This is a genomic window from Pseudomonas abietaniphila, assembly GCF_900100795.1.
Classification (GTDB): Bacteria; Pseudomonadota; Gammaproteobacteria; order Pseudomonadales; family Pseudomonadaceae; genus Aquipseudomonas; species Aquipseudomonas abietaniphila.
Genome location: NZ_FNCO01000003.1, coordinates 179,434 through 193,311 on the forward strand (window position 1 = coordinate 179,434; position 13,878 = coordinate 193,311).

Annotated in this window: 11 protein-coding genes; 3 read left to right on the forward strand and 8 right to left on the reverse strand. The window is 60.3% G+C overall.

Features of this window, described 5'->3' with window-relative positions; all coding sequences use genetic code 11:
- Window positions 1–385: 385 nt before the first annotated feature.
- The 6 genes from betA to BLS87_RS07635 form a co-directional block, all read right to left on the reverse strand.
- Window positions 386–2,089, reverse strand: coding sequence for a choline dehydrogenase (betA, locus tag BLS87_RS07610; RefSeq protein ID WP_074751700.1), 1,704 nt, complete (start codon window positions 2,087–2,089; stop codon window positions 386–388).
- 178 nt (window positions 2,090–2,267) lie between these two features.
- Window positions 2,268–3,740, reverse strand: a complete 1,473-nt coding sequence (gene betB, locus BLS87_RS07615; RefSeq protein ID WP_074751702.1) for a betaine-aldehyde dehydrogenase — start codon at window positions 3,738–3,740, stop codon at window positions 2,268–2,270.
- Window positions 3,741–3,817: 77 nt separating this feature from the next.
- On the reverse strand, window positions 3,818–4,411 hold the full coding sequence (gene betI / locus BLS87_RS07620) for a transcriptional regulator BetI (protein ID WP_074751704.1): 594 nt from the start codon (window positions 4,409–4,411) through the stop codon (window positions 3,818–3,820).
- 447 nt (window positions 4,412–4,858) lie between these two features.
- Window positions 4,859–6,040, reverse strand: coding sequence for a choline ABC transporter ATP-binding protein (gene choV / locus BLS87_RS07625; RefSeq protein ID WP_074751706.1), 1,182 nt, complete (start codon window positions 6,038–6,040; stop codon window positions 4,859–4,861).
- On the reverse strand, window positions 6,037–6,885 hold the full coding sequence (choW, locus tag BLS87_RS07630; protein ID WP_208605151.1) for a choline ABC transporter permease subunit: 849 nt from the start codon (window positions 6,883–6,885) through the stop codon (window positions 6,037–6,039). The genes choV and choW overlap by 4 nt, the downstream gene beginning before the upstream one ends.
- Before the next feature lie 64 nt (window positions 6,886–6,949).
- Complete coding sequence (locus BLS87_RS07635; RefSeq protein WP_074751710.1) at window positions 6,950–7,897, reverse strand: choline ABC transporter substrate-binding protein; 948 nt, start codon at window positions 7,895–7,897, stop codon at window positions 6,950–6,952.
- Window positions 7,898–8,373: 476 nt separating this feature from the next.
- Here BLS87_RS07635 and BLS87_RS07640 point away from each other — a divergent pair, with 476 nt between their 5' ends.
- The gene (locus BLS87_RS07640) at window positions 8,374–9,750 is read left to right on the forward strand and encodes an L-serine ammonia-lyase (RefSeq protein WP_074751712.1); all 1,377 of its coding nucleotides are present in this window, start codon (window positions 8,374–8,376) and stop codon (window positions 9,748–9,750) included.
- A gap of 511 nt (window positions 9,751–10,261) precedes the next feature.
- A complete protein-coding gene (gbdR, locus tag BLS87_RS07645; RefSeq protein ID WP_074751715.1) occupies window positions 10,262–11,365 on the forward strand; it encodes a choline metabolism transcriptional regulator GbdR in 1,104 nt (367 codons plus the stop codon).
- 134 nt (window positions 11,366–11,499) lie between these two features.
- On the opposite strand, the gene BLS87_RS07650 is transcribed toward gbdR, so the two are convergent.
- On the reverse strand, window positions 11,500–11,766 hold the full coding sequence (locus BLS87_RS07650) for a hypothetical protein (protein ID WP_062379143.1): 267 nt from the start codon (window positions 11,764–11,766) through the stop codon (window positions 11,500–11,502).
- Between the two features lie 331 nt (window positions 11,767–12,097).
- Between BLS87_RS07650 and BLS87_RS07655 the strand changes: the two genes are divergently transcribed.
- Window positions 12,098–12,940 (forward strand): 23S rRNA (adenine(2030)-N(6))-methyltransferase RlmJ, encoded by an 843-nt coding sequence (locus BLS87_RS07655; RefSeq protein ID WP_074751717.1) that lies wholly within the window; start codon window positions 12,098–12,100, stop codon window positions 12,938–12,940.
- 155 nt (window positions 12,941–13,095) lie between these two features.
- Here the strand turns inward: BLS87_RS07655 and msrA are convergent, their stop codons facing one another.
- Window positions 13,096–13,758 (reverse strand): peptide-methionine (S)-S-oxide reductase MsrA, encoded by a 663-nt coding sequence (msrA, locus tag BLS87_RS07660; protein ID WP_074751719.1) that lies wholly within the window; start codon window positions 13,756–13,758, stop codon window positions 13,096–13,098.
- Window positions 13,759–13,878 lie beyond the last annotated feature (120 nt).

Sequence of the window (13,878 nt, forward strand, 5' to 3'; positions counted from 1 at the left end):
AGCAACCAGAAATTCGCCGCTGAGCGAGTCTCGCGTCAGAGGAAATCCAGTGTGTCACACACTCTCTGTAGGAGCTCCCACAGGATAATGCTCAGCACACAGAAATTCGCCGCTGAGCGAGTCTTGCGTCAGACGAATCCAGTGTGTGACGCACTCTCTGTAGGAGCTCCCACAGGATAATGCTCAGCACACAGAAATTCGCCGCTGAGCGAGTCTTGCGTCAGACGAATCCAGTGTGTGACGCACTCTCTGTAGGAGCTGCCGGAGGTTACGACGGTGGCGAATGCGTAGTGTCAGCCACCCTCAATGCTGCAGTGCTGATGCATTCGCGAGCAAGCTCGCTCCCACAGGGTTGGGGTTCTGTCCCGGGAAGCGAGCGGTTGGCTCAGCGCGCAGTTTGGGCAGCTTCACGCATCGGCTTGCCACGCGCCGGTGCATCGCCTGCGACGAAGTACTTCGCGGTGCTGCGCGGCAACGGCGCGCGACCACGGATCTTGTCGGCGATTTTTTCGGCGATCATGATCGTGGGCGCATTCAGGTTGCCGGTGGTGATGATCGGCATGATCGAGGCGTCGACCACGCGCAGGTTCTGCATCCCGTGCACACGGCCTTCGCTGTCGACCACGGCCATTTCATCCGTGCCCATCTTGCACGAGCAGGACGGGTGATACGCCGTCTCTGCGTGTTCACGGACGAACTGGTCAAGCTGCTCGTCGGTCTGCACCTCGATGCCCGGGCTGATCTCGCGACCCCGGTACTTGTCCAGCGCAGGCTGCTGCATGATTTCGCGGGTCAGGCGGATGCCGTCGCGGAACTCCTGCCAATCCTGCTCGGTGGCCATGTAGTTGAACAGAATGCTCGGGTAGTCGCGCGGGTTCTTGGACTTCAACTGCACGCGGCCGCGACTCGGCGAGCGCATCGAACCCACGTGGGCCTGGAAGCCATGTTCCTGAACGCCTTTGCTGCCGTTGTAGTTAATCGCCACCGGCAGGAAGTGGTACTGGATGTTCGGCCACTCGAACTCTTCGCGCGAACGAATGAAACCACCCGCCTCGAACTGGTTGCTGGCGCCGATACCTTTGCCCAGGAACATCCACTCGGCACCGATGGCCGGCTGGTTCCACCAGAGCAGGGAAGGGTACAGCGAGACCGGCTCCTTGCAAGCGTATTGCAGGTACATCTCCAGGTGGTCCTGAAGGTTTTCACCCACGCCCGGCAGGTCATGAACCACAGGGATGTCGAGCTTGTTCAGCAGCGCGGCAGGGCCGACGCCGGAGCGTTGCAACACCTGAGGTGAAGCAATCGCGCCGCTGCACAGCAAGACTTCCTTGCGCGCACGGGCCTCGATGCGGGTGTCGCTGTCGCCCACCAGATACGCCACGCCCACGGCGCGCTTGCCTTCGAACAGAATGCGATCGGTCAGCGCGTGGGTGACGATGGTCAGGGTCGAGCGCTTCTTGGCCTCGTCCAGGTAGCCACGTGCCGTGCTGGCGCGACGACCGAACGGGGTGACCGTGCGATCCATCGGGCCGAAGCCTTCCTGCTGGTAGCCGTTGAGGTCTTCGGTGCGGGGATAACCCGCCTGAACACCGGCTTCCACCATCGCGGCAAACAACGGGTTGTTGCCCGCTTTGGGTGTGGTCACGCTGACCGGGCCTTCGCCGCCATGGTAGTCATTCGGGCCTATGTCGCGGGTTTCAGCCTTGCGGAAGTACGGCAGGCAGTCGAGGTAGGTCCACTCTTCCAGCCCCGGCAATTTCGCCCAGCCGTCATAGTCCATCGCGTTGCCACGGATGTAGCACATGCCGTTGATCAGCGACGAGCCGCCCAGGCCCTTGCCACGACCGCATTCCATCCGGCGGTTGTTCATGTGCGGCTCGGGCTCGGTTTCGTAAGCCCAGTTGTAGCGACGGCCCTGAAGCGGGAACGCCAGCGCGGCAGGCATTTGGGTGCGGAAGTCGGCGCGGTAATCCGGGCCGCCGGCTTCGAGCAGCAGGACGGTGACGCCCGCGTCTTCGGTGAGACGGGCTGCCAGGGTGTTACCGGCAGAGCCGGCGCCAATGATGATGTAATCGAATTCCTGAGGCATGAAATCCTCCGTTCAGAAAGTTGTGGCGGGGGGAGATGCGATCTGGAGCCTGTAGGAGCCGGCTTGCTGGCGAATGCGTCACGTCATTCGACATCGGTGACTGACTCACCGCGTTCGCCAGCAAGCCGGCTCCTACACGTATATCGGCGCTGCCTCAGCGGCACCGATGATGCGTCGGTCAGAACACCGACGCGTAATCACCCAGCTCGACCTGTACCGATTTGATGCGGGTGTACTGCGCCAGCGAGCTGATCCCGTTCTCACGGCCCACACCCGATTGCTTGTAACCACCGACCGGCATCTTGGCGTCGGACTCGCCCCAGGCGTTGATCCAGCAGATACCGGCTTCCAGTTGGTGAATCACGCGGTGGGCGCGGTTCAGGTCTTTGGTCACGATGCCGGCGGCCAGACCCATTTCGGTATCGTTGGCGCGGCGGATCACTTCGTCCTCGGATTCATAACTGAGGATGCTCATGACCGGGCCGAAGATCTCTTCTTTGACGATGGTCATGTCGTCTTTGCAGTCGGTGAAAACGGTCGGCGCAACAAATGCGCCTTTGGCGAATTCGCCCTCGGTCAAACGATCGCCACCGACCAACAGGCGTGCGCCTTCATCCTTGCCCTTGGCGATGTAGCCCAACACGCTTTCCATGTGCGCGAAGCTCACCAGCGGGCCGAAGTTGGTGTTGTCATCTTCCGGGTTGCCGACGCGGATGCGATTGACGCGTTCCAGAATCTTGGCTTCGAATGCCGACTTGAGTGCGCCCGGTACGAACACCCGCGTGCCGTTGGTGCAGACCTGGCCGGAGCTGTAGAAGTTGGCCATCATGGCGATGTCGGCGGCGCGATCCAGGTCGGCGTCGTCGAAAATGATCAGCGGCGACTTGCCGCCCAGCTCCATGGTCACTTCCTTGAGCGACGAACTGGAGGCGCTGGCCATGACTTTCTTGCCCGTGTCGGTGCCGCCGGTGAACGAGATTTTCTCGATGCGCGGGTGCTCGGTCAGCCAAGTGCCGACTTCGCGGCCGCTGCCGGTCAGGACGTTGAACACGCCGTCGGGCAAGCCGGCTTCGGTGTAGATCTCAGCCAGTTTCAGCGTGGTCAGCGAGGTGACTTCGCTCGGCTTGAAGATCATCGCGTTGCCGGCTGCAAGTGCCGGTGCGGATTTCCACAGGGCGATCTGGATCGGGTAGTTCCAGGCGCCGATGCCGACGGTGACGCCCAGCGGCTCGCGGCGGGTATAAACGAAGGAAGAGCTGCGCAGCGGAATCTGTTCGCCTTCGATCGCCGGGACCAGACCGGCGTAGTACTCCAGCACATCCGCGCCGGTCACGATGTCGACGTATTTGGTTTCGGAGATCGCTTTGCCGGTGTCCAGGGTTTCGAGCGCGGCCAGCTCATCGTTGCGCTCACGCAGGATGTCGACAGCACGACGCAGAACGCGCGAGCGCTCCATGGCGGTCATGGCAGCCCAGAGTTTCTGGCCCTTCTCGGCGCTGACGACAGCGCGCTCCACGTCGGCCTGACTGGCCCGTTGGACCTGGGCAAGCACTTCGCCGTTGGCCGGGTTGATGGCTTCGAAGGTCGCGTCGCTGCTGGCGTCGACGTAACCACCGTCAATGTAGAGTTTTTGCAGTTCGAAACGGGCCATAAAGTCCTCGCAGTTGTCTGTGAATGACGGTGACCGAGTGCGCTGAGCGCAGTGCCGGTCGATGTCGGGCGGCTGTGTCAGCGTGCCGCTTTTGCCAATTGGAAATCCATGTACTCGTAGGCGAGTTGTTGCGCCTGTTCGGTGTCGAAGGCATCGCCGGAAAGCGCGCCGCGCAACCACAGCCCATCGATCAGTGCCGCCAGGCCGCGGGCTGCGGTGCGTGCGTCATCCAATGGCAGCACGCGGCGAAACTGGCAGCACAGGTTGGAATACAGGCGGTGATCGTTGATGCGCTGTAACCGGTGCAGCGACGGTGAATGCATGCTGGTGGCCCAGAACGCGAGCCAGGTTTTCATGGCCGGTCCGTTGACCTGACTGGCGTCGAAGTTGCCCTCGATGATGACTTTCAGATGCGCCCGGGGGCTGTCATCGGTCAGTGCCTGTCTGCGTGCTGCAACGTTGATGATCAGTGCATTCATCAGGTGGCGCATGGTCGCTGCGATCAGGCCGTTCTTGTCCTGGAAGTAGTGACTGATGATGCCGTTGGAGACGCCCGCCAGTTTGGCGATCAACGCGATGCTCGCATCGCCCATCCCGACCTGATCGACGGCCGAAAGCGTGGCCTGAATCAGCTGCTGACGACGAATGGGTTGCATACCGACCTTGGGCATCTGTGAGTCTCCGTGGCTCGCCGGGTGATCGTGAAAGACTGAAAAACGGCCCCCAGTCTAGTGCTTTTTTATTGAACGTTCAATCAACAAAAAATGATGGGCGTGCGGAAAGGCCCTGCAAGCCTCTGATTCCGTGCCTTAAGCCAATCACCTGTAGGAGCGTGGCTTGTCCCGCGATCTGGTGCGCAGCGGCAGTAAATCCATCCACCTTGAGGGTGTCAGGCACACCGCATTCGCTGGGCTTTGCTGCCGGTTCCCGGCAGATCGCGGGACAAGCCTCGCTCCTACAGTTTCCGACGTCGCGCTTACCGGATTGCTGATCGTTCCCCTGTAGGAGCGCGCTTGCCCGCGATGAGGTCGGCACATTTAACATCGTTGGCGCCTGACACTACGCAATCGTCCGAATGCGGCCCAGACCAAGCGCGCCCCTACAGTCGGGTGGTGCGTTTAGCCGTGATTTTTACCGAGCAGCGCGTGGTACAGCTCGCTGTCACCCAGGATGCCGACCAGTTTGTTGTTCTCTTGCAGCACCAGCTTGTTGCCGGTGTGGTAACGAATCTGCAGCGCTTCACGCATGCCGATGTCCGAGTGCACGACGGTCGGTCGACGACCCAGGTTCTCAACCGCCTGACCGGGTTCCCAGCTCTGCAGGTCAACCGCCGCGCCGTGCTGGCGCAGGCCTGTGATCGTGTTGCCGTCTGCCAGATCGATCCAGGAATCGTCGCCCGGGTCCAGGCACACTTGCGACCCGTTGATGCGGGTGCAATCGGTGATCGGACGCATCAGGCTGCGGCCACACAGAACGTTGAGCGGGTTGGTATGGGCGACGAAGGTGCGCACGTATTCGTCCGCAGGGTTCAGCACGATCTCTTCCGGCACGCTGTACTGGATGATCCGGCCGTCCTTCATGATCGCGATCCGGGTGCCCAGCTTCAGGGCTTCGTCCAGGTCGTGGCTCACGAACACAATGGTCTTGTTCAGTTTCTTCTGCAGGGCCAGCAATTCATCCTGCAGGCCTTGGCGGATCAGCGGGTCGAGCGCCGAGAACGGTTCGTCCATCAGCAGGATGTCGGCGTCCATTGCCAGCGCGCGGGCCAGGCCCACACGCTGCTGCATGCCGCCGGACAGCTCGTCAGGCTTCTTGTTACGCCATTGGGTCAGGCCCACCAGCTCGAGTTTCTCGTCCACCAACTGGCGACGTTCCTTCTCGGGCCGACCCTGCATTTCCAGACCGAAGCTGATGTTTTCGCGAACGGTCAGCCACGGCATCAGGGCAAACTTCTGGAACACCATCGCGATGCGCTTGGTGCGCATCATTTTCAGTTCAGCCGGGGTGCAGTTGGCGATGTTGATCTGCTTGCCTTCGTGCTCGACGAACAGCGAACCACGGCTGACCGTGTTCAGGCCGTTGATGCAGCGCAGCAGGCTGGATTTGCCCGAGCCGGACAAGCCCATCAGCACGCAGATTTCGCCTTTGTTGATTTCCAGGCTGGCTTTTTCCACGCCAACGATCTGGCCGGTTTTCTTCAGGATTTCTGGCCGCGCCAGGCCCTGATCCAGCAGCTTGAGAGCCTCGCGCGGGTCTTTGGAGAAGACGACGTCTACCTGGTCGAATTTGATGATGCTCATGCGTCCGCCCTCACTTTAGCGTCGGGTTGTTTGCAGATACGGTCGAGCATGATCGCCAGCAATACGATCGCAAGGCCTGCTTCGAAGCCCAGTGCGATATCAGCAGTGTTCAGTGCGTTGACCACAGGTTTGCCCAGACCGTCGGCACCCACCAGCGCTGCGATCACCACCATCGACAGTGACAGCATGATGCACTGGGTGATACCGGCCGCGATGCTAGGCATGGCGTGGGGCAGTTCGATTCGTGACAGCAGTTGACGGCGGGAGCAGCCGAAGGCCTTGCCGGCGTCGAGGAGTTCTTGCGGGACATCGCAGATGCCCAGGTAGGTCAGTCGGATGGGTGCGGCAATCGCGAACACCACCGTCGAAATCAGACCCGGTACCACGCCCAGCCCGAAGAGGGTCAGGGTTGGAATCAGGTAAACGAACGTCGGCACCGTCTGCATCAGGTCGAGGACGGGACGCATGCAGGTGTAAAACATCGGCTTGTGCGCGGCAACAATGCCCAGCGGCACGCCAATCACCACGCAGACCAGGGTGGCGAACAGCACCTGGGCGAGGGTTTCCATGGTTTCCTGCCAATACCCCAGGTTCAGGATCAGCAGAAACGAAATGACGACAAAGGCGGTCAGGCCCCACTTGCGCTGAATGAAGTGTGCAAGCAGAGCAATCAGGCCGATCAGGACAAAAGGATTGAACCAGGTCAGACCGGCGGTCAGTCCATGGATCATGGTTTCCAGAGTCGAGGCAATGGCGTCGAATGTGTTGGCGCCGTGTTGGGTCAGCCATTCGACAAAGCCTGCGATGTACTGGCCTAGGGGGAGTTTATGATCAGTCAGCATGATATCGATTGTCCGCGTGCGGGATGAAAAGAGGACAACAGGCGGGCGAACCCGCCTGCGTGTCGAGTTACTTCGTCAGCTCGGCTTTTGCGGCTTCCAGGCCAGGTTTACCGTCCACTGTGGTGACACCCGCCAGCCAGGTGTCGAGTACTTGAGGGTTTTTCTTCAGCCACGCCTTGGCGGCGGCTTCAGGCTTCATCTTGTCGTCCAGAATGTTGCCCATCAGTTCGCTTTCCATGTCGACGGTGAACTGCAGGTTCTTCAGCAACTGGCCGACGTTGCTGCACTCCTGGGTGTAGCCCTTGCGCGTGTTGGTGGCCACGGTCGCGGCACCGAAGTCCGGGCCGAAGAAGTCGTCACCGCCCGTCAGGTACTGGATCTTGAAGCGCTTGTTCATCGGGTGCGGCGCCCAGCCCAGGAACACCACGGCGGTGTCGCGCTTGGCGGCGCGGTCCACTTGGGAGAGCATGCCGGCTTCGCTCGATTCGACGACTTTGAAACCCGCGGTTTTCAGGCCGAATGCGTCTTTGTCGATCATGCTCTGGATCAGGCGGTTGCCGTCGTTGCCAGGCTCGATGCCGTAGATCTTGCCGTCGAGCTCTTTCTTGAATTTGGCGATGTCGGCGAAATCATGCAGGCCTTTGTCGTACAGCGCTTGCGGTACGGCCAGTGTGTATTTGGCGCCTGTGAGGTTGGTGCGCACCACTTCGACGGTGCCGGCGTCGCGGTAAGCCTTGATGTCGTTTTCCATGGTCGGCATCCAGTTGCCGAGGAACACGTCCATGTTTTTGCCATCGGCCAGCGACTTGTAGGTCACCGGTACGGAAATCATGGTGGTCTTGGTTTTGTAGCCCAGAGACTGAAGGACGACGCTGGTGGTGGCGGTGGTTGCGGTAATGTCGGTCCAGCCTACATCAGAAAAATTGACTGTCTTGCACGCCTCGGGCTCTGCGGCCTGGGCCAGCAAGGGCAGACTCAGCGCAACGCCCAGCAATAGCTTGTGTGAACCTTTCATGGTTGGACTCCTTAGGTGTTTTCTTCTCGTCATCAGTCAGGGCTGACGCGTTTTTGGGTGTCGGCGAGTCAAGTGGGAAAACAGCTCTATCACTGCGTCTGGCGATTGAGTCGACAACGATCATGTAACAGGGAAAAACAAACGCCTACAGGGTGCGTCGTATCCAGTACAGAGGGGGTCGTATCCAGTGTCAGTGACGTCGCTTACAGATTTTTTCCCCGGTCGCCGAATGGTTTTCGAGTGTCGATGCGGCAAAAAGTGTCGAAAACAGTGGCTCTTCTTCTGGGGGATGTGCTCCTGGAGGCTTCTGTGTAGCCGCGACGTTCGTGGACAAGAGTGGGTCGGTGTGAGACGCCGCCCTTCGAGATAAAAGGCTGATGATGCCGCCATCTCGACGGATAGCAGCTTGAGCGTAGCAGTTCCGTCGCCGGCCGCCTGGCGCGCCGGGAACCCTGTTTTGCGGAGGTTTGCGGTTAATGGCTATCAGCGTGTTCGACCTGTTCAAGATCGGTATCGGCCCTTCCAGTTCTCACACCGTGGGGCCGATGCGCGCAGCGGCGTTATTCGTTCAAGGCTTGCGTGAACGCGACCAGTTGGCGTCGGCTTCACGCATTGAAGTGCGCCTGTACGGATCACTGTCAGCCACCGGCGTCGGGCACGGCAGCGACAATGCCGTGATCATGGGCTTGATGGGTGAATGGCCTGACGCAATCGACCCGACGCTGATCGGTCAGCACATTGCCGAACTGCGTGAAACCGACACCCTGAAGCTCAACGGCGATCACCCGATCGCTTTCGTCTGGCAGCGCGACATGCAGCTGATCGACGAAAACCTGCCCTTTCATCCCAACGCCATGACCTTGATCGCCTTCGATGTGAGCGGCGAGTTGCACCGCGACACCTACTATTCGGTGGGCGGCGGGTTTGTGGTCGATGAAGCGCAAGCCGCCAGCGGCGTGCTGGACATGGACAACACTGTGCTGCCTTACGATTTCTCCAGTGCCGATGAGCTGTTGATGCTGTGCGAAAAACACGGCCTGCGCGTCTCGGAACTGATGATGGCGAACGAGAAAGTCTGGCGCAGCGAAGAGGAGATTCGCTCCGGCCTGATGCGCTTGTGGCGCGCCATGCAGGACTGCGTGGAGCATGGCCTCAAACATGAAGGTATTTTGCCGGGCGGCCTGAACGTGCGTCGGCGTGCAGCGCGCCTGCACCGCAGCCTGCAAGAGCTCAACAAACCAAACGTGATCGGATCGACATTGAGCGCCATGGAATGGGTCAACCTGTTCGCCCTGGCGGTCAATGAAGAGAACGCGGCGGGCGGGCGCATGGTGACGGCGCCTACCAACGGCGCGGCGGGGATCATTCCGGCGGTGCTGCATTACTTCGTCAAATTCAGCGATGAAGTCAGCGAAGCCAACGTGGTGGATTATTTCCTGGGTGCCGCATCGATCGGCATCCTGTGTAAGAAAAATGCCTCGATCTCAGGCGCCGAGGTGGGGTGTCAGGGTGAAGTGGGTTCGGCGTGTGCCATGGCGGCGGCCGGGCTGGCGGACATCCTCGGTGCAACCCCGGCGCAATTGTGCAACGCCGCCGAAATCGGCCTGGAACACAACCTGGGTCTGACCTGCGATCCGGTCGGCGGCCTGGTTCAAGTGCCTTGCATCGAGCGCAATGCCATTGCCGCCGTAAAGGCGATCAATGCCGCACAGATGGCGCTGCGTGGCGACGGCAATCACTTCATCTCGCTGGACCGGGTGATTCGCACCATGCGCGACACCGGCGCTGATATGCATGACAAATACAAAGAGACCTCGCGCGGCGGGTTGGCGGTCAGTGCGGTTGAGTGCTGACCTGTGACTCGGCGGCGCTTGTTCCGACGCTTTCGTGAGCTTGCCCACGAAAGCGTAAGGCGGGGGCGCGCTGGATACTGAGCGGCCACCTCAAACGGTTCTGCTCGCTTTTGAATCACGTTTCAAACCCGCCGCTGCCTTTTGGCGCGTGAGCCTTGTGGACATGGCGCAAAGCCATGCTGCACACGCGTTCACAGGCCTGCCGTCGGTCACCCGTGCTTGGGGTGACACTCGTCGGCGTCAGAGATTTCGGCAATTCACACAAGTGCTACCGAATTGCTCATCCCTCCCTTTGTTTCCGTGGCTTCGGGATCGATAGGTCGCTATCGGAACAGCCATGTCGCTCCCGAATAGACGCATCGCGACGTCGCAATCAGGGTTTATTGAATGCCCATTCAACTTTAGGCATGGCATTTGCGTTGCAATAGCAAAGCTCTCCACTGACGAGAGCCAAACAACAAGAGCCTCTAACTGGGGCCATCAACCGCTTTATGTGTGAGGAGATACCGTGATGACTTCGTTCAACTCCGGGGCTCAACCCCAGAACCGTGCGCCTCAATCCATCGGCTTTCTGCTGCTGGACAATTTCACACTCATCTCGCTCGCATCTGCGGTTGAGCCACTGCGCATGGCGAACCAGTTGTCCGGTCGTGAGCTGTATCGCTGGACCACCCTGAGCGCTGACGGCGGCCAGGTCTGGGCCAGCGACGGTCTGCAAATCACCCCTGATGCTTCGATGCACAAGGCGCCGGTGCTGGACACCGTGATCGTTTGTGGCGGCGTCGGTATTCAACGCACTGTGACCCGTGAACACGTGAGCTGGCTGCAGAGCCAGGCGCGCCAGTCCCGTCGCCTCGGCGCCGTGTGCACCGGCAGCTGGGCGCTGGCCTGTGCCGGTCTTCTGGACGGCTTCGATTGCAGCGTGCACTGGGAATGTCTGGCGGCGATGCAGGAAGCTTTCCCGCGTGTTGCCATGAGCACGCGCCTGTTCACCCTCGACCGTAACCGCTTCACCAGCTCCGGCGGCACCGCCCCGCTGGACATGATGCTGCACCTGATCAGTCGCGATCACGGGCGTGAGCTGTCCGCCGCGATCTCGGAGATGTTCGTTTATGAGCGCATTCGTAACGAACAGGATCACCAGCGTGTGCCGCTTAAACACATGCTCGGCACCAACCAGCCGAAGCTGCAGGAAATCGTGGCGCTGATGGAGGCCAACCTCGAGGAGCCCATTGACCTCGACGAGCTGGCGGTCTACGTTTCGGTTTCCCGGCGTCAGCTTGAAAGGCTGTTCCAGAAATACCTGCACTGCTCGCCATCGCGTTACTACCTGAAACTGCGCCTGATCCGTGCGCGTCAGTTACTCAAGCAAACGCCGATGTCGATCATCGAAGTCGCCTCGGTCTGCGGCTTCGTGTCCACGCCACACTTCTCCAAGTGCTACCGCGAATACTTCGGCATACCTCCACGCGACGAACGCGTAGGCTCCAACACCGCGCAACAAGTGGCGATGATGCCGATTCCTCAGGCCATGGTCCTGGCACCGCTCTCCGGCCCGCTGTCGGCAATGAGCCAAGCGCGCAACGAGTCGACGTTTGCGAGTGTGAGGTTGTAAAAAGCAGCGCTTCAAACGGTAGGAGCCGGCTTGCTGGCGAATGCGGTAGGCCAGTGACGGATGGCGTCGCTGACAAGACCGGTTCGCCAGCAAGCCGGCTCCTACAATGTTTAATGTCGCAGCAGATCGCGATGTTATGCCTGCGTACGAGCTTTGTTATACGTCGCCAACGCCGGCAATAACTGCTGATCAATCGCCTGACGCACCGCTGGCAAGATGGTTGCGCTGCTGGTGAGCATCTTTTCCACCAATTGGCGCAGTGCTCGGGCGCGGTCGTCGTTCAAGCCACACACAACCTGTGCGCAGGCTTGCTCAGCGGTGGCGCCGGAAGGCATTTCAAAGCCGATCGATCTGAGTTGACCCAGTAGATCGTCCTGGTCGATCAGGTCCGCATGCATCATGACGCTCGCTCCTTTTATTGGGATTGAGCCGATTCTGGTAGCGCCGCGCACGCTCGGCAATACCTGTCGTCGGCAATGTCTGGCATACGCAACAGCACGTCGGTTTTGGCTATGTAACCATTTAGTTCATTCGGCATAATCGCCACATTCAAATTGCGCGGGCCACGGTTTGGTCACCCTCTGGGCCGCGCATGTCCCTCAACCCCGGTTTTGTAACGGCTTAACCGGGGCTTTTTTTGCCTGTGATTTGGTTTCCCGTGCGCGGTGGGGCACGAGCGGTCTGCGCAATGGCGGCTGTTTTGTTAAACTCCGCAGCCTTCCAGGAGCCGCCATGAACTACCGTCACGCCTTCCACGCCGGCAACCACGCCGACGTCTTCAAACACATCGTCCTGACTCGCTTGATCGCGCTGATGTCGCGCAAGGAGCAGCCGCTCGCCTACCTCGACACCCACGCGGGTCTGGGTCTGTACGACCTGCAAGGTGATCAGGCCACGCGTACCGGCGAGTGGATCGAAGGCATCGGCCGTTTGTGGGACGCGCACGATGTGCCGCCGATGGCTGCGGGCTATCTGGACGTGATTCGCCAGATGAACCGCAAGACCGGCGAATTGCGCTACTACCCCGGTTCGCCTGAGCTGGCGCGACGTCTGACCCGTGAGCAGGACCGCGTGTTGCTCAACGAGAAACACCCTGAAGATGGCGCGCTGCTCAAGGACAACATGAAATACGACCGCCGCGTGGCGGTGCACCTGGGTGAGGGCTGGCATGTGCCGCGGGCCTTGCTGCCGGTGCAGGAAAAACGCGCGGTGATGCTGATCGACCCGCCGTTCGAGCAACTCGACGAGATGAAACGCTGCTCGGTGGCGCTCAAGGAAGCCATTGGCCGCATGCGTCAGACCGTTGCCGCCATCTGGTATCCGGTCAAGGACCAGCGTGCGCTCAAGCGTTTCTATCAAGAACTGGCCGAAACCGGCGCGCCGAAGCTGTTGCGTGTGGAATTGCTGGTGCATCCACTGGACACGCCGAACAGCCTGAACGGCTCAGGCATGGCCATCGCCAACCCGCCGTGGGGCCTGGAGGAGGAGCTGCGTGAGCTGCTGCCTTGGCTGGCTGAGAAGCTGGGCCAGACTCAGGGTGACTGGACGATGGACTGGCTGATTGCTGAGAGCTGATTGCCTGAGGTGCTCGTGTGGCGAACACCGCCGCTGTAGGAGCCGGCTTGCTGGCGAACCGGTGGATCAGTAAACAATGTGTTGTCTGACCTGACGCATTCGCCAGCAAGCCGGCTCCTACAGTGTATCGGTGTTGATCCTTCAGCCCGTTTGGCTCAAGCCTGGTTCAGGCTCGGCGGCATGCAAACGCCCGTGCCGCCAATCCCGCAATAGCCTTGCGGGTTCTTGGCCAGGTATTGCTGGTGATACGCCTCAGCGAAGTACACGGTCGGCGCCTGGTCGATCTCCGTGGTGATGTCCCCCAGACCGGCCTTGGTCAGTTCCGCCTGAAACACCTCGGCGCTGGCTTGGGCTGCTTCCAGCTGTTCAGGCGTGGTGGCGTAAATCACCGATCGGTATTGGGTGCCGATGTCGTTGCCCTGGCGCATGCCTTGTGTCGGGTTGTGCAGTTCCCAGAACATCGCCAGCAGCTCTTGATAGCTGACCTTCTCCGGCTCATACACCACCAGCACCACTTCGCTGTGGCCGGTCAGGCCGGAACACACTTCTTCGTACGTCGGGTTTGGCGTAAACCCGCCCGCGTAGCCCACGACTGTGCTGACAACGCCATCACGTTGCCAGAAACGACGCTCGGCGCCCCAGAAGCAACCCAGGCCGAAGATGGCGAATTCGACCTCTTGAAAGAACGGGCCCAGCAGCGGTTTGCCATTGACGAAATGTGTTTCCGGCAGAGACATCGGGGTTTCGCGGCCCGGCAGCGCTTGCTGGGCAGTAGGGAGTTCGTTTTTGTTCACAAGGATTTCCGAGCGCAGGGCCATGAGGTAGACCTCTCAGGGACAGGACAACCGACAGGGTTTGTCAGTGAAGGACGTATATGGGGTCAGATTGTGTTGTTACAAATGAAAGGCGACAAGTGTGCCGTACATGGAACGAGCGGG

What these genes read in the sequence shown, in the direction of transcription:
- betA (WP_074751700.1), bottom strand. Translation starts at nt 2,089, where the DNA reads ATGCCTCAGGAATTCGATTACATCATCATTGGCGCCGGCTCTGCCGGT.
- betB (WP_074751702.1), bottom strand. Translation starts at nt 3,740, where the DNA reads ATGGCCCGTTTCGAACTGCAAAAACTCTACATTGACGGTGGTTACGTC.
- betI (WP_074751704.1), bottom strand. Translation starts at nt 4,411, where the DNA reads ATGCCCAAGGTCGGTATGCAACCCATTCGTCGTCAGCAGCTGATTCAG.
- choV (WP_074751706.1), bottom strand. Translation starts at nt 6,040, where the DNA reads ATGAGCATCATCAAATTCGACCAGGTAGACGTCGTCTTCTCCAAAGAC.
- BLS87_RS07635 (WP_074751710.1), bottom strand. Translation starts at nt 7,897, where the DNA reads ATGAAAGGTTCACACAAGCTATTGCTGGGCGTTGCGCTGAGTCTGCCC.
- BLS87_RS07640 (WP_074751712.1), top strand. Translation starts at nt 8,374, where the DNA reads ATGGCTATCAGCGTGTTCGACCTGTTCAAGATCGGTATCGGCCCTTCC.
- gbdR (WP_074751715.1), top strand. Translation starts at nt 10,262, where the DNA reads ATGACTTCGTTCAACTCCGGGGCTCAACCCCAGAACCGTGCGCCTCAA.
- BLS87_RS07650 (WP_062379143.1), bottom strand. Translation starts at nt 11,766, where the DNA reads ATGATGCATGCGGACCTGATCGACCAGGACGATCTACTGGGTCAACTC.
- BLS87_RS07655 (WP_074751717.1), top strand. Translation starts at nt 12,098, where the DNA reads ATGAACTACCGTCACGCCTTCCACGCCGGCAACCACGCCGACGTCTTC.
- msrA (WP_074751719.1), bottom strand. Translation starts at nt 13,758, where the DNA reads ATGGCCCTGCGCTCGGAAATCCTTGTGAACAAAAACGAACTCCCTACT.